The sequence below is a fragment of the Rhizobacter fulvus genome, assembly GCF_964020785.1.
Map to the genome: position 1 here is coordinate 3,189,364 of NZ_OZ224516.1, position 18,236 is coordinate 3,207,599.

The following is an 18,236-nucleotide window of genomic DNA, read 5'->3' on the forward strand; positions in this document are numbered from 1 at the left end:
CAACTTCCTTGATGCCGTGGCGGCGCGCGCGGGCGCCATGCCCTTCAACGCGGACCGCCCGGCCCGCCGAGACCCTTCATGCCGCCCATGCGCTTCATCATCTTCATCATGCCGCCGCCCTTCATCTTCTTCATCATGTCGCGCATCTGCTCGAACTGATTGAGAAGGCGGTTCACCTCCTGCACGTGCACGCCGGCGCCGGCAGCGACGCGGCGCTTGCGGGTGGCCTTCAGCAGGTCGGGCTTGCGGCGCTCGAGCGGCGTCATCGAGTTGATGATCCCTTCCATTCGACGCATGTCGCGCTCGGCGCGGTCCATGTCGGCCTGGCCGGGCATCTTGCCGCCGGTCATCTGGCTCGGCAGCTTGTCCATCAGGCCGCCGAGGCCGCCCATCTTCTTCATCTGCGACAGCTGCGACAGGAAGTCGTTCAGGTCGAAGCTGTCGCCGGACTTGACCTTGGCGACCAGCCGCTCGGCCGCCGCCATGTCGACGCCCTTCTGCACCTCCTCGACCAGACCGACGATGTCGCCCATGCCGAGCACGCGGCCGGCGTGGCGCTGCGCGTCGAAGACTTCCAGGCCATCGATCTTCTCGCTCGTGCCCGCGAACTTGATCGGTGCACCGGTGATCTGCCGCACCGACAGCGCCGCGCCGCCGCGCGAGTCGCCGTCCATCTTGGTCAGCACGATGCCGGTCAGCGGCAGCGCTTCCCTGAATGCCTTGGCGGTGTTGACCGCGTCCTGGCCCTGCATCGCATCCACCACGAACAGTGTCTCGACCGGGTTCAGCGCCGCATGCAGGCCCTTGATCTCGGCCATCAGCACCTCGTCGATCGCGAGGCGGCCGGCGGTGTCGACGAGCAGCACGTCGATGTAGTGCTTCTTCGCGTAGTCGAGCGCGGCCAGGGCGATGGCCAGAGGCTTGTCTTCGCTGGTGGACGGGAACCACTCGGCACCGGCCTGCTTCGTCACCACCTTCAACTGCTCGATCGCGGCCGGGCGGTAGACGTCGGCCGAGACGGTCAGCACCTTCTTCTTGCGCTTCTCGATCAGGTGCTTGGCGAGCTTGGCGGTCGTCGTCGTCTTGCCTGCCCCCTGCAGGCCGGCCATCAGGATGACGGCGGGCGGCTGCGCGGCCAGGTTGATGTCGGAGACGCCTTCGCCCATCGTCGCGGCGAGTTCGCGGTTGACGATGCCCACCAGCGCCTGGCCCGGCGACAGCGAGCCCACCACCTCGGCGCCGAGCGCCTTCTCCTTGACCCGTGCGACGAAATCGCGCACCACCGGCAGGGCGACGTCGGCCTCGAGCAGCGCCATGCGCACCTCGCGCAGCATGTCCTGGACGTTGTCTTCGGTGATGCGGGCCTGGCCGCGCATCGTCTTGACCAGCCGGCTGAGCCGGTCGGTGAGGGTGGAAGCCATTCGGGGTCGGGCGCCGCCCGCTGCGTGCAGTCTCAGGGGCCGGCGCGAAAGTACACTGTGACGATGATTCTATCGTCGGCCCTTGCGATGACCGCGCCCGCCGCAGCCGCATCGCCTTCGGGCTGGTGGCTGGGCCTGCCGAGCCTGCTCGCCATCGTCGCCTATGCCGGTGCCGCGGTGTGGCCCGAGCGCCATGGCGCCGCCCTGAGGGCCTTCCTGATGGCCGGCTTCGTGGCCCATGCGGTGGCGATCTGCGTCGACATCTCCGGCGTTGGCAGCATGTCCGACGTCGCGCGCTTCGGCTTCGCGCCGGCGCTGTCGATGACGGTGTGGCTCGTGCTCGCGGTGTACCTCGTGGAGACCCGCTTCGTGCCGCTGCCCGGTGCGCGCCGTGTGCTTGCCACGCTGGCCGTCGTCGTCGTCGTTCTGGCCTGGGCCTTCCCGGGCGAAGTGCGCCCGCAGGTCGATTCGCGCTGGGCACCGCTGCATTGGGCACTGGGCATTGCCTCGTATGGGCTGTTCGGCGCCGCAGTGCTGCACGCGACGATGCTGAACCGCGCGGAGCGCCAGATGCGCGCCGCGCCGCGCACGCTCGAGCCCGCTCGCGGCATGCCGCTGCTGCGCCTGGAACGCCTGACCTTCACGTTCGTCGGCGCCGGGTTCGTCGTGCTGTCGGCCGCGCTGGTGCTTGGCGCGTGGTTCGCGCACCCCTGGCACTGGGACCACAAGACCGTGTTCTCGGTGCTCGGCTGGTTGGTGTTCGCCGGCCTGCTCGCGGGCCGCCGCGCGTTCGGGTGGCGCGGGCCGGTGGCGACCCGGGGGGTATATGTCGGCGCCGGGCTGCTGCTGCTCGCCTACGTGGGCTCGCGCTTCGTGCTGGAGGTGCTGCTGCACCGCCCGCCTGCCTGACCGGAATCCGCCATGAAGTTCCTGTTGTTCCTGATCGCCGTGCTCGTGCTGCTCTGGTTGTTGCGGGGCAGCGTGCAGCGGCTGCGCCGGCCACCGCCGTCGGCCAGGCCGCCGACCGACGCGGAGTCCGGCCCGCAGGCCATGCTGCGTTGTGCCGAGTGCGGACTGCATCTGCCGCGGGACGAGGCTCTGCCCGGTCGCGGTGGCGTGTTCTGCGGTGCGGCGCACCGCACGGCCTACGAGCGGGCGCATCCGCTGCCATGACGGCCGCGGAACGCGCGTCCGAACGGCGTTTCGGCGACCGGCGGCGCTCGCGTCGCCCGGCAGCGGCCGACGAGTCCTGGTTCGGCGCGTTCGCCTACGACGCGGATACCCAGGTCCGCGACGACGGGACGTCCGACCTCGCGGACGCTGCCGCGCTCGACGCACGCGACAGCGCACACCTCGAGCCCGACCCGGCGGCCGCCGCGCGCGGCGACCGGTCGGGTGCGACCGACTGGCGTTTCGTCTCGCGCACCGCGAGCCGCGTCGCGGAACTCGGCCAGACCGCCTTCGAGCGCCTGTACCGCGCGTTCACGGCGGCGCGCGCCGCGCTCGGGCTCGCGCTGGTGGCCGCGCTGGCCGTCGGCGGCGTGTTCGGCCTGCGGCCGACGCCCGCGGTCACCGCGATCAGCGTGGCGTATGCCGCTCTGGCGATCGGCTTGTGGCTGTTGCCGTTCCAGCGCCGCGCGCCGCCGCCGCGCGAGATGGCGCATCTGACCCGCACGCAGTGGATCGCGACGATCGGCGTCGACCTCGTGTGTTTCACGGCGCTGCACGTGCTGGCGACCAGCTCAAGTCTCAACTACGTGGCCCTGCTGGTGTTGCCGGTCCTGATGGCCGGGGTGCTGACGCCGCGCCTGGCGGCGTTGGCGACGGCGGCCGGCGTGACGATCGCGCTGCTGGTGGCCGCGTGGCTGAACCTCGTCGGCGGCACCGAAGGCACAGTGCAGATGACGCAGGCGGGCCTGGCCGGCACCGGCTTCTTCGTGATCACGGTGCTCGCGGGCGAGTTGGCGGGGCGGCTCGCGCGCGAGGAGCTGACCGCGCGCGGCAGCCTCGAGATGGCGCGCCAGCAGGCGCAGTTGAACCGGCTCGTGATCGAGGAGATGCAGGACGGCGTGCTCGTCGTCGACCGGCGCGGCCGCGTGCGCGCCGCCAACCCGGCCGCGCGCCGGCTGCTCGCGCCGAACGGGATGAGCCGGCCGGCGCCGTTCCAGCTGCGCGGCGTGCATGCGTGGGACGCGTTGGTCAAGACCGTCGAGCGCGCCTTCAGCGAGGCCACCTGGCCCGAGGCCGGCCGCGACGTGGTGCTGCAGTTCGAGAACAGCTCGGTGAACGCGATCGGCGCGCAGCGCACCTTGCGCGTGCGGGTGCGCTTCACCCGCAAGCGCGAGCCGCAGACGATCGAGGAGTTCTGCGTGATGTTCCTCGAGGACGTGCGCAACATGCAGGCCCGCAGCCGCCAGGAGAAGCTCGCCGCGATGGGCCGGGTCTCGGCCGGCATCGCGCACGAGATCCGCAATCCGCTCGCGGCGATCTCGCAGGCCAATGCGTTGCTCGAGGAGGACGCGACCGATCCGGCCCAGCGCCGCCTGATGGCCATGGTCAGCGACAACGTCGAGCGTCTCAAGCGCATCGTCGACGACGTGATGGAGGTCGCACCCGGGGCCGTGCCCGAGGTCGGCGTGCTCGATGCCACCGCGCAGGTCGGCGCCGTGTGCAGCGAGTGGGCGCGCGCGAACCAGGTGGCGCTCGGTGCCGACAGCATCCTGCGCGTCGACCTGCCGACCGAGCCGGTCGGCGTGCTCTTCGACGGCGAACACCTGCGCCGCGTGCTCGTCAACCTGCTCGACAACGCGCTGCGCCATGCCAGCCGCAATCCCGGTGCCATCCACCTGCGGCTCGATTCCCGGCACGAGGCGCAGGCGTTCCTCAGCGTCGCGAGCGACGGCGCGCCGATCCCGCCCGATGTGGAGCCCTACCTGTTCGAGCCGTTTTTCTCGACGCGCAGCCGCGGGACCGGGCTGGGCCTGTATATTTGTCGCGAGCTGTGCGAGCGCTACGGCGCAACCATCGATTACCGGTTGCGGGCGGACCACCTCGCGCAGCGCAACGAGTTCTACGTCGACATGCAGCGCAAGGCACTGGGCCCGAGTCTGTTGAGCTGATCAGACCCTTCATGCACCCATGACAAACCCTTCGCACTTCAGCCTGCTGGTCGTCGACGACGAACCCGACCTGCGCACCCTGTACGAACTGACGCTGCTGCGCGAGGGCTACGACATCGAGACCGCCGGCACGGTGCAAGGCGCGTTGCTGCACTTGAAGGATCGCACCTACAGCGCCGTGATCACCGACATGCGGCTGCCTGACGGCTCCGGCCTGGACGTGCTGCGCTGGATCGAAGAGGCCGGCCGGCGCGAGAAGACGATCGTGATCACCGCGTACGGCTCGGCCGAGAACGCGGTCGAGGCGTTGAAGGCCGGTGCGTACGACTACCTGACCAAGCCGGTCGACCTGAAGCAGTTCCGTGCCGTCGTGGGCTCGGCGCTCGGCCGCGCGGGCAGCGCGATCGGCCCGACGATCGACCCGGCGACGCTGCCGTCCGAGACCGGTGCACCGGCCACCGCCGTCAAGCGCCCGCCCGCGGCACCGACGCCGCCGCCCGCGCCGGTCAGCCAGGCATTGAGCCGGATGGCCGGCCACTCCAGCGCGATGCAGCAGGTCCGCTCGCTGGTCGACAAGGTCGCGCGCAGCATGGCGCCGGTGCTGGTCCACGGCGAATCGGGCACCGGCAAGGAACTGGTCGCGCGGGCGATCCACGAGGTCAGCGTGCGCAGCACGCAGCCGTTCGTCGCGGTCAACTGCAGCGCGATTCCCGAGCAGCTGCTCGAGGCCGAGTTCTTCGGCTACCGCAAGGGCGCGTTCACCGGCGCGATCGACGACCGCGAGGGCTTCTTCCAGGCCGCCAACGGCGGCACGCTGTTCCTCGATGAGATCGGCGACCTGCCGCTGGCGATGCAGTCGAAGCTGCTGCGGGCGATCCAGGAACGCTCGGTGCGACCGGTCGGTGCGGTCACCGAAGTGCCGGTCAACGTCCGTCTGCTCAGCGCCACCCACAAGGACCTGGCGGCCGAAGTGCACGCCGGGCAGTTCCGCCAGGATCTTTATTACCGCCTCAACGTCATCCAGATCCGCGTGCCGCCGCTGCGCGAGCGTCTCGAGGACCTGGTCTCGATCAGCGAGCGCGTGCTCGAGCGCATCGCCAGCGATGCGGGCGTCTCGCCGCCGCCGCGGCTGACCCGCGACGCGCTGGTGCATCTCGAGCGCTATCCCTTCCCGGGCAACGTGCGCGAACTCGAGAACCTGCTGCACCGCGCGGTCGCGCTGTCGGGTGGCGAGACGATCGACGTCTACGACCTCGGCCTGCCCGAATCGGTATTCACCGACAGCGCCGCGCAGGAGCTGGACCTGATCACCGAGAACACGCGCGGCGACGTGCTGCAGGCGATTCGCGAATCGCTGCCCCCGGTGCCGGTGGAAGTGCCGCTTCCGGACGATCTGGAATTGCACCTCGACCAGGTCGAGCGCGACATCCTCGTGCGCGCGCTCGAGCGTCACCGGTTCAACCGCACCGCGGCGGGCGCGAGCCTCGGGCTCTCTCTGCGCCAAATGCGCTACCGGATGGCGCGGCTGGGCGTCAACGTCGGCGGCGACAGCCCCGATCGCGAGTGAACCGGCGCGACGGCGAAGCAGACGACGCCTTTTCGCCGGAAGGCTGGCTGGCGACGGCGCGCCATTGCCCGTCGCCGAATTTCGGGCCGCGGCCCGACGGCCTGCCGATCGACCTGGTCGTGGTCCACTCGATCAGCCTGCCGCCCGGCGAGTATGGCGGCGACGCGATCGAGCGCCTGTTCACGAACCGGCTCGACTGGGACGCGCATCCGTACTACGGCGCGATCCGCGGTCTCGAAGTCTCGGCGCACTTTCTCGTCCGCCGCGACGGCGAGCTGCTCCAGTTCGTCTCGTGCGACGCGCGGGCCTGGCACGCCGGCGCGTCGTCGTGGCGCGGGCGCGCGGATTGCAATGCGTTTTCGATCGGCATCGAACTCGAAGGCCTGGAAGGCGAGCGCTTCGAGCCGGCGCAATACGACGCGCTGGTGCAGTTGCTCGCTGCGCTGCAGGTGCGCTACCCGATTGCTGCGATCGTCGGGCACGAACACATCGCTCCCGGCCGCAAGAACGACCCGGGCGCGGGCTTCGACTGGGCCTGGTTGCGTGCGCAGCACCCGCTTCGAGATCGGGACTTTCCCGAGACCCCCTGACGACGCCCGCGGCGCGTCCCGCGCAAGGCACGCGGGCGTGCACGATGCAACCCCATTTGGCGCGCTGTGCAAGGCTTGGCGCGGGTGCGCTCCGCCAGGCCCAGCAGCGGCGCGGGCTGGCGGCCCGCGGAGTCGTGCGGCGCCATCTCGGGTAGTGTTCGTCGGTGCTTGCGCACACTATAGGTAGTGGTAAAGTCGGTCCCGCACCCTAGATATGGGGTCTGAACACGAGACATCGACGCGCTCGCGTTCCGGCTCACTGCAACGCTCGCGAGCCTGATCCGTCGCACTTGCGGCGACCCGCCAACACACCTTTGACGCACTTTCCGCACAGCCGGCCCGAACCGCCGGTTGATGCGCTTTCCCAGAACATTCGACCGAGGAATTCAATGCAACCGTCCGCCGCCACCCCCACCGTTCCTGCTGCCGTCGCCGCGAGGCCGATGGCCACTCCCGGCGCCGCCGCGCCGTCGGTCTACCAGGGCTATCAGATCATCCGCCGCAACGGCGCGGTCGTCGCGTTCGAGCCGAACAAGATCGCGGTCGCGCTGATGAAGGCGTTCCTGGCGGTCCACGGCACCCAGGGCGCAGCCTCGGCCAGCGTGCGCGAGACGGTCGACGGGCTGACCGAGTCGGTGGTGCGCGCGCTGCTGCGTTCGCGTCCGGGCGGCGGCACCTTCCACATCGAGGACGTGCAGGACCACGTCGAACTCGGCCTGATGCGCGGCGGTCACCATGAAGTGGCGCGCGCCTACGTGCTGTACCGCGAGCGCCGCACCCAGGAGCGTGCGAAGCAGGGCCACCCGGCGCCGGTCGCCGAGCCGGCGCTGACCGTGATCGACCGCGGCCAGCGCGTGCCGCTCGACTTCGCCCGCCTGCAGACCATCATCGACTCGGCCTGCGCCGGCCTGGGCAGCGAGGTCAAGCCCGAGCCGATCATGGCCGAGACCCGCCGCAACCTGTACGACGGCGTGCCGATCGACGAGGTGCACAAGGCCTCGATCCTGGCCGCGCGCACGCTGATCGAGAAGGATCCGGGCTACACGCGCGCCACCGCGCGTCTGCTGCTGCACACGATCCGCCGCGAGATCTTGGGCGAGGAGACGCTGCATTCGGACATGCAGACCCGCTACGCCGAGTACTTCCCCGGCTTCATCAAGAAGGGCGTGCAGGCCGAGCTGCTCGACGACAAGCTGCTGCAGTTCGACCTGCCGCGCCTGGGCGCGGCGATGAAGGCCGACCGTGACCTGCAGTTCGACTACCTCGGCCTGCAGACCCTCTACGACCGCTACTTCCTGCACATCGACGAGCAGCGCATCGAGCTGCCGCAGGCGTTCTACATGCGCGTCGCGATGGGCCTGGCGCTGAACGAGATCGACCGCGAGGCGCGCGCGATCGAGTTCTACGAGGTGCTGTCCAGCTTCGACTTCATGAGCAGCACGCCGACGCTGTTCAACGCCGGCACGCGCCGCTCGCAGCTGTCGAGCTGCTACCTGACGACCGTGGCCGACGACCTCGACGGCATCTACGAGGCGCTGAAGGAGAACGCGCTGCTGAGCAAGTTCGCCGGCGGCCTGGGCAACGACTGGACCAACGTGCGTGCGCTCGGCTCGCACATCAAGGGCACCAACGGCAAGAGCCAGGGCGTGGTGCCGTTCCTGAAGGTCGTCAACGACACCGCGGTGGCGGTCAACCAGGGCGGCAAGCGCAAGGGGGCGGTCTGCGCCTACCTGGAAAGCTGGCATCTCGACCTGGAGGAGTTCCTCGAGCTGCGCAAGAACACCGGCGACGACCGCCGCCGCACGCACGACATGAACACCGCGAACTGGATTCCCGACCTGTTCATGAAGCGCGTGATGGACGGTGGCGACTGGACGCTGTTCTCGCCCAGCACCTGCCCCGACCTGCACGACAAGTTCGGCAAGGCGTTCGAAGCGGCCTATACCGCCTACGAGGACAAGGCTGCACGCGGCGAGATCAAGCTGTTCAAGAAGGTGCCGGCGCGCGACCTGTGGCGTCGCATGCTCTCGATGCTGTTCGAGACCGGCCACCCCTGGATCACCTTCAAGGACGCCTGCAACGTGCGCTCGCCGCAGCAGCATGTCGGCGTCGTGCACTCGAGCAACCTGTGCACCGAGATCACGCTGAACACCAGCGAGACCGAGATCGCGGTCTGCAACCTCGGCTCGGTGAACCTCGTGCACCACATTGCCGTCGACGCGAACGGCGTCAAGGGCATCGACCACGCCAAGCTGAAGAAGACCGTGTCGACCGCGATGCGCATGCTCGACAACGTGATCGACATCAACTACTACGCCGTCAAGAAGGCGCGCGATTCGAACCTGAAGCACCGCCCGGTCGGGCTGGGCATCATGGGCTTCCAGGACGCACTGTACGAACTCGGGGTGCCATATGCCTCCGACGCGGCGGTCGCGTTTGCCGACCAGTCGATGGAAGCCGTCTGCTACCAGGCCTACTGGGCCTCGACCGAACTGGCTGCCGAGCGCGGCCGCTACTCGAGCTACCGCGGCTCGCTGTGGGACCGCGGCATCCTGCCGATCGACTCGCTCGACCTGCTCGCCGAGCAGCGCGGCGGCTACGTCGAGGTCGACCGCAGCGTCACGCTGGACTGGGACGCGCTGCGCACCCGCATCCGCGAGCACGGCATGCGCAACTCGAACTGTACGGCGATCGCCCCGACCGCGACGATCTCGAACATCGTCGGCGTCAGCGCCTCGATCGAACCGTCGTTCGGCAACCTGTCGGTCAAGTCGAACCTGTCGGGCGAATTCACCATCGTCAACGAGTACCTGGTGCGCGACCTGAAGAAGCTCGGCCTGTGGGACGACGTGATGGTCATGGACCTCAAGCACTTCGACGGCTCGCTGCGCCGCATCGACCGCGTGCCCGAGGACCTCAAGTCGCTGTACGCGACCGCGTTCGAGATCGAGACGCAGTGGCTGGTCGAGGCCGCGGCGCGGCGCCAGAAGTGGATCGACCAGGCGCAGTCGCTCAACATCTACATGGCCGGCGCGTCCGGCAAGAAGCTCGACGAGACCTACAAGCTCGCCTGGCTGCGCGGCCTGAAGACGACCTACTACCTGCGCACCGTCGGCGCGACGCATGCCGAGAAGTCGACGGTGAAGGCCGGCCACCTGAACGCGGTGTCCAGCGATGGCGGCGTGTCCAAGTCGGCGGCGCAAAACGCGGCCGCTGCGACGGCTGCGCAGGCGGTCGATGCATCGATGAGCCTGAACCATGTCGACCCCGCGACCGACATGAAGTTCTGCGCCATCGACAACCCCGACTGCGAAGCGTGCCAGTGAGTCGCTGACGCATCGCAACGCATCACGCGATGAAGAACACATCGATGTCACGCAGTGCGTGACATCGATGACGAAGAGTCGATGCGATACCGCAACAAGCAACGCGCGCGAATGTCAAGAAGTGCTTGGGGTTATCGCGCAACACTCTCATAATTGGAACGCACAGGAAAATTTCACCATGCTGGTTTGGGAAGAAGAAGTTAAGCCCTCGACAGTTCACGCCGCGACGCTGGCGCAGACTTCAATGTCTTCGGCGCCTGTCGCTCAAGTGTCTCCAGCAGTTGCCTCTGCCGCGCCGCTCGCGCCGGCCACGGCGAAGACCGAACCGGCCGCCGAACATGTCGCAGAGAGGCGCCGCGTCAAGGCCGCCGACAAGCGCATCATCAACGGCCAGACCGATGTGAATCAGCTGGTCCCGTTCAAGTACAAGTGGGCGTGGGAGAAGTACCTCGCCACGTGCGCGAACCACTGGATGCCGCAAGAGGTCAACATGTCGCGCGACATTGCGACCTGGAAGGATCCGAACGGCCTGACCGACGACGAGCGTCGCATCGTCAAGCGCAACCTCGGCTTCTTCGTGACCGCCGATTCGCTCGCCGCGAACAACATCGTGCTCGGCACGTATCGTCACATCACCGCACCCGAATGCCGGCAGTTCCTGCTGCGCCAGGCGTTCGAAGAGGCGATCCACACCCACGCCTATCAGTACATCGTCGAGTCGCTCGGTCTCGACGAGAGCGAGATCTTCAACGCTTACAACGAAGTCCAGTCGATCCGCGACAAGGACGAGTTCCTGATCCCGTTCATCTCGGCGATCATGGATCCGCACTTCCACACCGGCACGGTCGAGAACGACCGCACGCTGCTGAAGTCGCTGATCGTTTTCGCGTGCCTGATGGAAGGGCTGTTCTTCTACGTCGGCTTCACGCAGATCCTCGCGCTCGGCCGCCAGAACAAGATGACCGGTGCGGCCGAGCAGTACCAGTACATCCTGCGCGACGAGTCGATGCACTGCAATTTCGGCATCGACCTGATCAACCAGATCAAGCTCGAGAACCCGCAGCTCTGGACGGCCGATTTCAAGGCCGAGATCGTCGCGCTGTTCCACAAAGCCGTCGAGCTCGAGTATCGCTATGCCGAGGACACCATGCCGCGCGGCGTGCTCGGCATGAACGCGTCGATGTTCAAGGGCTACCTGCGCTACATCGCCAACCGGCGTGCCACGCAGATCGGCCTTGAAGAATTGTTCCCGAACGAGGAAAACCCGTTCCCCTGGATGAGCGAAATGATCGACCTCAAGAAGGAGCGCAACTTCTTCGAGACTCGTGTGATCGAGTATCAGAGTGGTGGTGCGCTTTCCTGGGATTGATGCGGCCTTCGCGCAGCGTGCTGTGCGCGCGGGCCATGAAGTCTTTCGTGCCGGGACGGGCGAAAGCAGCAGAGTGATCAAGATTTGCGATGCGTGATGCGCCGACAAAGAAGCGGTGCACGCGGGTCGCCACTGGATTCACCGTACTGGGGCGCCCCTCCTGGGCAGACTCCGGGCGATGAATAGCTGCTGCACAGCGGCGTACGCCGATGTGCAGCGGTTCTTTTTGCAACTTGATCAAGGAGAAACGAAATGGCAACTGCGAAGAAAGCTCCGGCAAAGAAAGCCGCTGCAAAGAAGGCGGCTCCGGCCAAGAAGGCGGCCGTGAAGAAGGCGCCGGCCAAGAAGGCGGCCGCCAAGAAGGCTCCGGCCAAGAAGGCTCCGGCCAAGAAGGTCGCCGCCAAGAAGGCGCCGGCGAAGAAGGCCGCCGCCAAGAAGGCGCCTGCGAAGAAGGCCGCTGCGAAGAAGGCTCCGGCGAAGAAGGCCGCTGCGAAGAAGGCTCCTGCGAAGAAGGCGGCTGCGAAGAAGGCCCCCGCGAAGAAGGCCGCTGCGAAAAAGGCGGCCAAGAAGCCTGCTGCGAAGAAGGCCGCTGCCGCTGCCCCTGCGCCGGCTGCCCCTGCCAAGACCGCCCTGAGCCCTCAGGCCGCCTGGCCGTTCCCGACGGGCAGCAAGCCCTGATCGCGAGCGCGTGAGCACACAGCCCGGCTTTTGCCGGGCTGTTTTATTTGGGCGCGCGACTCTTGCGCGCCGGTTCGGTCAAGCCTCGAGCTCGGCCAGGTTCACCGGGTGGTTCTGCCCGCCGCGGTAGGCTACCTTGGTCGCGCCGATCCGGTTGCCGAGCGCCACGCTGCGCTCCAGCGGCCAGCCCTGCTCGATGCCGTAGAGCAGCGCCGCGCGGAACGCGTCGCCACAGCCGGTCGGGTCGACGACGTTGTCGACACGGTGACCCGGCACCCGGACGCACTCGCCCTGCTGCCACAGATCGCACCCTTCGGCGCCGAGCGTGACGATGATGCCTTTCAGGTGCGATCGCGACAGGCTCGCCAGCGTCTCGCCGGTGCGCTCGCACAGCATCTGCCCCTCGTAGTCGTTGACCGCCACCCAGCTCGCCTTGGCGACGAAGTCGCGCAGATCGGCGCCGTCGAACATCGGCAGACCCTGGCCCGGATCGAAGATGAACGGGATCTTCGCCTGCGCCAGTTGCGCCGCGTGCTGCAGCATCGCGTCGCGGCCGTCCGGAGCGATGATCGCGACGCGGATGTCGGCGTCGGCCGGCACCTGGCTCAGGTGGGCCGATTGCATCGCGCCCGGATGGAACGCTGTGATCTGGTTGTTGTCGGTGTCGGTGATGATGATCGCCTGCGCGGTGTGCGTGTCCGCGACGTTGCGGACCAGCGCCGTGCTCGCGCCCCACGACTCGATGCGCCGCAGGTACTCGGCGCCGTCCGTGCCGACGGCCGCCATGATCAGCGGCTGACCGCCGAGCAGGCGGTGCGAGTAGGCGATGTTGCCGGCGCAGCCGCCGAACTCGCGGCGCAACGTCGGCACGAGGAACGAGACGTTCAGGATGTGCAGTTGTTCGGGCAGGATCTGCTGCGCGAAGCGGCCTGGGAAGGTCGCGATCGTGTCGAAGGCGAGCGATCCGCAAATGAGTGCCGACATGAAAGGGCTCCGATAAGAGTGGGAAAGGAAGGGTCGCGTGCCAGGGCGCGGACCACCGGATCAGGGGTAGAACACCTCGACGGTGTAGCCGGTGACGCGTGCACCGCCGGCCGAGAACTCGAGTTGCAAGGAGGCATCGGTGCCGGGACGGATCGGTGCCGCAGCCGCGCGGAAATCCCGCGGCGTCAGCACCTTGCGCGCGACCAGCTGCCCGGTCGTGTCGGTCAGGCTCAAGTCGAGCGAAGGCATCGCGACCGGAATCGCGCCGCGGTTGCGCAACACGACCGCCAGGCGGTAGGCGTCGGGCAACGTCGACTGGGTCAAGGCCGTGCTGTCGACCGCGACATCCTCGATCCGGCGCGGCGCGGCGATCGTGCACGACAGCGCCTCGCACCAGGACGCCAGTGCCGGTGCCGTCGCGGGCCAGCGCGCGGCGATGAAATCGCGCTGCTGGTGCATGACCTGCAGCGCGAGTACGACGATCAGCAGGGCGGCAGCGCCGCCGAACGCGGCGCGCATCGTGGGCGACTGCCAGCGGGCCTGGCGCTGCGCGCGCTGCACGAATTCGGGCGCCGGCTCGGCCGATGCGGCCTCGATGTCGTCGTCGAGCAGCGCGCTTTCATCGGACGCCACGGTCAGTGCCGCGCCATCGTCCTGCGCCACCTCGCTGCCCGGCTCGGACAGCAGGTGGGTATCGAAGCGCGCGTCCGGGAACTCGAGCCGGTCGCGCGCGCTGACCGCCGGGGCCTGGTCGGGCTCGTCGGGTGTGCGCTGCAGTTGCGCATCGATCTTGTCGCCGAGCGCTGCGTCGATGCCCGCGGCCGGCCGTGGCACTTGCGGCGGCAGGTCGATCGGCGCTTCGAGTGGGGTTTCCCGTGTCAGGTCGAACAGGCCTTCGAGCGCGTTGAACACCTCGCTGCAGCGGCCGCAGCGCACCCAGCCTTCGGACACCTTGAGCTGGTCCTGCACCACCCGGAAGACGGTGCCGCAGGCAGTGCAGCGCGTGGCCAGGCTCATCGGCGGATCATCTCGCAGCGCTCGCTTCAGCCGGGCCGGCGCGCGGTCATCAGGATCCAGCCGTCTTCGGTGTCGCTGACCTGCAGCGCGAGCCACGGCGCGTAGGCTGTCCGGAGCGCATCGGCCTGGCGTTCCAGGATGCCGGCGAGTACCAGGTCGCCCCCCGCCGCGACGTGGGCGCAGAGCAGCGGCGCCAGCAGCGTCAGCGGCGTCGCGAGGATGTTCGCGAACACCAGCGCATACGTGCCGCTCGCCGCATCGGGCAGGCCCGCGTTCAGCGTGACGCCGTTCGCCACGGCGTTCGCGGTGGTGGATTCGACCGCGGCGGGATCGATGTCGACCGCGTCGATCCGGTCGGCGCCGTGCAGCGCCGCGCCGATCGCGAGGATGCCGGAGCCGCAGCCGTAGTCCAGCACGCGGTTCCAGCGCGCACGGCGCTCCGCGGGTTGTTGCGCGGTCCAGCGCAGGCACATGCGGGTGGTCGGGTGTGTCCCGGTGCCGAACGCCAGACCCGGGTCGAGCCGGATCACGCGGGTCGCGCCGGGCGGCGGCTCGTGCCAGCTGGGGACGATCCAGAACTCGGGCGTCACGGGGACCGGCGCGAACTGGGATTGCGTCAGGCGCACCCAGTCCTGCTCGGGCACCGGCTGGATCGCCTGGACATGGACGGCCTGCGCCCAGTCCTGCGCCAGCAGCAGCGTCGCCGCTTCGGTCGCCGCCGCGTCGTCCGGGAACAGCGCGCGCACGACCGAGCGTTGCCAGCCGGCCTTCGGAGCCGGCATGCCCGGTTCGCCGAACAACGCGTGCTCGGCATCGGTGTCGGCGTCGGCGTCCTCGACCGAGACCGACAACGCGTCGAGCTCGTCGATCAGCGCATCGCTGACGTTCTCGACACTGTCCTCGGGCGCGAGCAGGATCAGCTCGACCATGGTCAGCGCTTGTGCTGTCCGAGCCAGCCTTCGAGGTAGTGGATGCTGGTCCCGCCCTCGATGAACTTGGCATCGACCATCAGCTCGCGGTGCAGCGGGATGTTGGTCTGGATGCCCTCGACCACCATTTCCGACAGCGCGATGCGCATGCGCGCGAGCGCCTGGTCGCGGGTGTCGCCGTGGACGATGATCTTGCCGATCATCGAGTCGTAGTTCGGCGGCACGTAGTAGTTGGTGTACGCGTGCGAATCGACGCGCACGCCGGGGCCGCCCGGCGGGTGCCACATCGTGATGCGACCCGGCGACGGAGTGAACTTGTACGGGTCCTCGGCGTTGACCCGGCACTCGATCGCATGCCCGCGCATCTGCACGTTGCGCTGCGTGAACGGCAGTTTCTCGCCGGCGGCGATGCGGATCTGCATCTGCACGATGTCGATGCCCGTCACCAGTTCGGTGACCGGGTGCTCCACCTGGACGCGGGTGTTCATCTCGATGAAGAAGAACTCGCCGTTCTCGTACAGGAATTCGAAGGTGCCGGCGCCGCGGTAGCCGATCTTCTTGCAGGCTGCCGCGCAGCGCTCGCCGATGCGCTCGATCACGCGCCGCGGGATGCCGGGCGCGGGGGCCTCCTCGAGGATCTTCTGATGGCGCCGCTGCATCGAGCAGTCGCGCTCGCCGAGCCAGACCGCGTTCTTGTGTTCGTCGGCCAGCACCTGGATCTCGATGTGGCGCGGGTTCTCGAGGAACTTCTCCATGTACACGGCCGGGTTGCCGAACGCGGCGCCGGCTTCGGCCCGCGTCGTCTGCACCGCATGGATCAGCGCCGCTTCGGTGTGCACGACCCGCATGCCGCGGCCGCCGCCGCCGCCCGAGGCCTTGATGATCACCGGGTAGCCGACTGCGCGCGCCGCCTTGATGATCTCCTTCGGGTCTTCGGACAGCGCGCCCTCGGAGCCCGGCACGCACGGCACGCCGGACTTGATCATCGCCTGCTTGGCCGACACCTTGTCGCCCATCACGCGGATCGATGCCGGCGTCGGCCCGATGAAGGTGAAGCCGCTGCGCTCGACGCGCTCGGCGAAGTCGGCGTTCTCGGACAGGAACCCGTAGCCCGGGTGGATCGCCTCGGCGTCGGTCACCTCGGCCGTGGAGATGATCGCCGGCATGTTGAGGTAGCTCTGCGCGGACGATGCCGGGCCGATGCAGACCGCCTCGTCGGCCAGCTTCACGTACTTCGCGTCGCGGTCGGCCTCGGAATAGACGACGACCGACTTGATGCCCATCTCGCGGCACGCGCGCTGGATCCGCAAGGCGATTTCGCCGCGGTTGGCGATCAGGATCTTCTTGAACATGGTGGCCTTATTCGATAATGAACAAGGGCTGCCCGAATTCGACGGCCTGGCCGTTCTCACACAGGATGCGCGTGACCGTGCCGGACTTGTCGGCCTCGATCTCGTTCATGATCTTCATCGCCTCGATGATGCAGATCGGGTCGCCTTCCTTGATCGGATCGCCGACCTCGGCGAACGCCTTCGAGTTCGGGTTGGCGGCGCGGTAGAACGTACCGACCATCGGCGACTTCACCACATGTCCGGTCTCGACCGGCGCAGCCGGCACTTCGGCCGCGGCGGCCGGCGCGGCTGTGGGCGCGGCGGGGGCCGGCATCGCCATCGGCATCTGCTGCACGTACTGCATGGTGGCCGGCGCGCCGGCCGGATCGGCCTTGACGATGCGTACCTTGCCTTCGGCCTCGGTGATCTCGAGCTCGGAAATGTTCGACTCGGAGACGAGGTCGATCAGCGTCTTCAGTTTGCGGAGGTCCATGGCGTGTGCGGTTCCTGTCGGGGCGGCTGCCGCGCGGGCAGCCGGGAGAATGAGTCGGAGGTGGCGTTGCGCCGGTTCACGGTCCTAGGGACCGGCTTCTTGCATTCATCGTGCCGATAGGCGTCGTGATCTTTTTCAGACGAGTCACCCGGTGAAGTCGATTCCTCCGACCCGGGTTTGCAACAACAAGGTGCGGTACTTTACGCGACTTGACTGAAATTGCGTGCAGTTGACAAGCGCTGAAAGACCAATGCCGAATTTCGCGGTCCGAGGTGATCACCCGACCGTCGCCGCCCAATGCTGCAGGTCGTCGACACCGATGGCGCCGAGCTTTCGCTGCGCGGCACGTCCGGATCGGTCGAAGACGATGCTGAATGGCAGCCCGCCGCCGGTGTTGCCGAGCCGCTTGGCCAGCACGATGCCATCGACACCCGCCAGGCCGATGTCGAAGGAGACCGGGCGCCGGGCGAGAAACGAGACCACCGGCTCGAGGTTGTCGACCGCGAGTCCGACCACCTGCCACCCGCTCTTGGCCTGGTCGCGCTGGAACTGATCGAGCATCGGCAGCTCGGCGACGCAAGGGGGGCACCAGGTGGCCCAGAAGTTCAGCAGCAGAGGGCGGCCGCGCAGGGCCTCGAACGCGAGTGGCTTGCCACCGGTGGGCCGCTCGAAGCGGGCGCGCCAGAGTTCGCGCTCGGCGTCGTCGCCCGGCGCGGCGGCATGGCGCCGCCAGGCCACGCCGGCGCCGACGGCCGCGGCCGTCACGGCCACGCCGCCCACGAGTACGCCGCGCCGGTTCATTCGGCCTCGGCCGCCATCAACTTGCGCAACGCCGCGAGATCGCCGCGCTGCGAACGGCCGCCGGAATCGGGCTTCAGTGCACCGCGCAGGTCGTCGTGGTCGAGCACGCTCAGGTGCACCGTGACGCGCTCGCCCAGTTCCGGGCAGGCATGCGCCACGCTCAGCACATCGATCGGTTCGCCGCGCGGCCCCGGCCGGCTGCCGACGTCGTAGTCCACGTGCCGGTCGATCAGCGCCAGCTCGGCGGCCTTGGAGTCGTCGCAGAACAGTTCGAGGTGCACGTTGTTCAGCCGGGTCGCGGTGCCGCGCCAGACCGCGCCCGTCAGGTGCGGGCGGAACTCGGCGAGGCGCTCCATCCACACCAGTGCCACGGTCCGCAGCGCAGCGAGTTCGCGCGGCTGGGTCTCGGCGCAGAAGATCGCGAGGTACTGGCGCACCTCGTCCTCGACCAGGTCGTTGCCGGGCAATTCGGACGCCCGGGTCGATGACCGCCCCAGCGTTCGCGCCGCGCGGCGCTTGGCCGGGCCGTACTCCATGCCTTCCTCGACGACGAGGCGCGCCGCGGCGGCGGCGATCTCTTCGGTCAGCGCTGAACTCATGCGTGATTCTAG

16 protein-coding genes are annotated in these 18,236 nt (G+C 68.4%); 8 read left to right on the forward strand and 8 right to left on the reverse strand.

What is annotated here, in order from left to right; all coding sequences use genetic code 11:
• Positions 1 to 44: 44 nt before the first annotated feature.
• Positions 45 to 1,421, reverse strand: coding sequence for a signal recognition particle protein (ffh, locus tag ACWH49_RS15250; protein ID WP_448172216.1), 1,377 nt, complete (start codon positions 1,419 to 1,421; stop codon positions 45 to 47).
• A gap of 63 nt (positions 1,422 to 1,484) precedes the next feature.
• On the opposite strand from ffh, the gene ACWH49_RS15255 reads away from it, so the two are divergent.
• From ACWH49_RS15255 to ACWH49_RS15290, 8 genes are all read left to right on the forward strand, one after another.
• The gene (locus tag ACWH49_RS15255) at positions 1,485 to 2,330 is read left to right on the forward strand and encodes a cytochrome C assembly family protein (RefSeq protein WP_448172217.1); all 846 of its coding nucleotides are present in this window, start codon (positions 1,485 to 1,487) and stop codon (positions 2,328 to 2,330) included.
• Between the two features lie 12 nt (positions 2,331 to 2,342).
• The gene (locus tag ACWH49_RS15260; RefSeq protein ID WP_448172218.1) at positions 2,343 to 2,594 is read left to right on the forward strand and encodes a PP0621 family protein; all 252 of its coding nucleotides are present in this window, start codon (positions 2,343 to 2,345) and stop codon (positions 2,592 to 2,594) included.
• Positions 2,591 to 4,540, forward strand: coding sequence for an ATP-binding protein (locus ACWH49_RS15265; protein ID WP_448172219.1), 1,950 nt, complete (start codon positions 2,591 to 2,593; stop codon positions 4,538 to 4,540). Before ACWH49_RS15260 ends, ACWH49_RS15265 begins: the two co-directional genes overlap by 4 nt.
• A 19-nt stretch (positions 4,541 to 4,559) precedes the next feature.
• Positions 4,560 to 6,107: a sigma-54-dependent transcriptional regulator gene (locus ACWH49_RS15270; protein ID WP_448172220.1), complete on the forward strand. Its 1,548-nt coding sequence runs from the start codon at positions 4,560 to 4,562 to the stop codon at positions 6,105 to 6,107.
• The gene (gene ampD / locus ACWH49_RS15275) at positions 6,104 to 6,697 is read left to right on the forward strand and encodes a 1,6-anhydro-N-acetylmuramyl-L-alanine amidase AmpD (RefSeq protein ID WP_448172221.1); all 594 of its coding nucleotides are present in this window, start codon (positions 6,104 to 6,106) and stop codon (positions 6,695 to 6,697) included. The genes ACWH49_RS15270 and ampD overlap by 4 nt, the downstream gene beginning before the upstream one ends.
• A gap of 443 nt (positions 6,698 to 7,140) precedes the next feature.
• Entirely contained in the window at positions 7,141 to 10,023 is a 2,883-nt protein-coding gene (locus tag ACWH49_RS15280) for a ribonucleoside-diphosphate reductase subunit alpha (RefSeq protein ID WP_448174358.1), read from the forward strand.
• A 178-nt stretch (positions 10,024 to 10,201) separates the two neighbouring features.
• The gene (locus ACWH49_RS15285; protein ID WP_448172222.1) at positions 10,202 to 11,392 is read left to right on the forward strand and encodes a ribonucleotide-diphosphate reductase subunit beta; all 1,191 of its coding nucleotides are present in this window, start codon (positions 10,202 to 10,204) and stop codon (positions 11,390 to 11,392) included.
• Positions 11,393 to 11,644: 252 nt separating this feature from the next.
• Positions 11,645 to 12,070: a histone H1-like DNA-binding protein gene (locus ACWH49_RS15290; protein ID WP_056461439.1), complete on the forward strand. Its 426-nt coding sequence runs from the start codon at positions 11,645 to 11,647 to the stop codon at positions 12,068 to 12,070.
• A 78-nt stretch (positions 12,071 to 12,148) separates the two neighbouring features.
• Here the strand turns inward: ACWH49_RS15290 and ACWH49_RS15295 are convergent, their stop codons facing one another.
• The 7 genes from ACWH49_RS15295 to ACWH49_RS15325 form a co-directional block, all read right to left on the reverse strand.
• A complete protein-coding gene (locus ACWH49_RS15295) occupies positions 12,149 to 13,054 on the reverse strand; it encodes a carbohydrate kinase family protein (protein WP_448172223.1) in 906 nt (301 codons plus the stop codon).
• 60 nt (positions 13,055 to 13,114) lie between these two features.
• Positions 13,115 to 14,071 (reverse strand): zinc-ribbon and DUF3426 domain-containing protein, encoded by a 957-nt coding sequence (locus ACWH49_RS15300; protein ID WP_448172224.1) that lies wholly within the window; start codon positions 14,069 to 14,071, stop codon positions 13,115 to 13,117.
• 26 nt (positions 14,072 to 14,097) lie between these two features.
• Positions 14,098 to 15,000, reverse strand: a complete 903-nt coding sequence (prmA, locus tag ACWH49_RS15305) for a 50S ribosomal protein L11 methyltransferase (protein ID WP_448172225.1) — start codon at positions 14,998 to 15,000, stop codon at positions 14,098 to 14,100.
• Positions 15,001 to 15,002: 2 nt separating this feature from the next.
• The gene (accC, locus tag ACWH49_RS15310) at positions 15,003 to 16,352 is read right to left on the reverse strand and encodes an acetyl-CoA carboxylase biotin carboxylase subunit (protein ID WP_448172226.1); all 1,350 of its coding nucleotides are present in this window, start codon (positions 16,350 to 16,352) and stop codon (positions 15,003 to 15,005) included.
• A 7-nt stretch (positions 16,353 to 16,359) separates the two neighbouring features.
• Positions 16,360 to 16,824 carry an acetyl-CoA carboxylase biotin carboxyl carrier protein gene (gene accB / locus ACWH49_RS15315; protein ID WP_448172227.1) on the reverse strand — a complete coding sequence of 155 codons (465 nt, stop codon included), beginning with the start codon at positions 16,822 to 16,824 and terminating at the stop codon, positions 16,360 to 16,362.
• Positions 16,825 to 17,100: 276 nt separating this feature from the next.
• Positions 17,101 to 17,625 (reverse strand): TlpA disulfide reductase family protein, encoded by a 525-nt coding sequence (locus ACWH49_RS15320; RefSeq protein WP_448172228.1) that lies wholly within the window; start codon positions 17,623 to 17,625, stop codon positions 17,101 to 17,103.
• A complete protein-coding gene (locus tag ACWH49_RS15325) occupies positions 17,622 to 18,224 on the reverse strand; it encodes a hypothetical protein (RefSeq protein WP_448172229.1) in 603 nt (200 codons plus the stop codon). Before ACWH49_RS15325 ends, ACWH49_RS15320 begins: the two co-directional genes overlap by 4 nt.
• Positions 18,225 to 18,236: the final 12 nt, after the last annotated feature.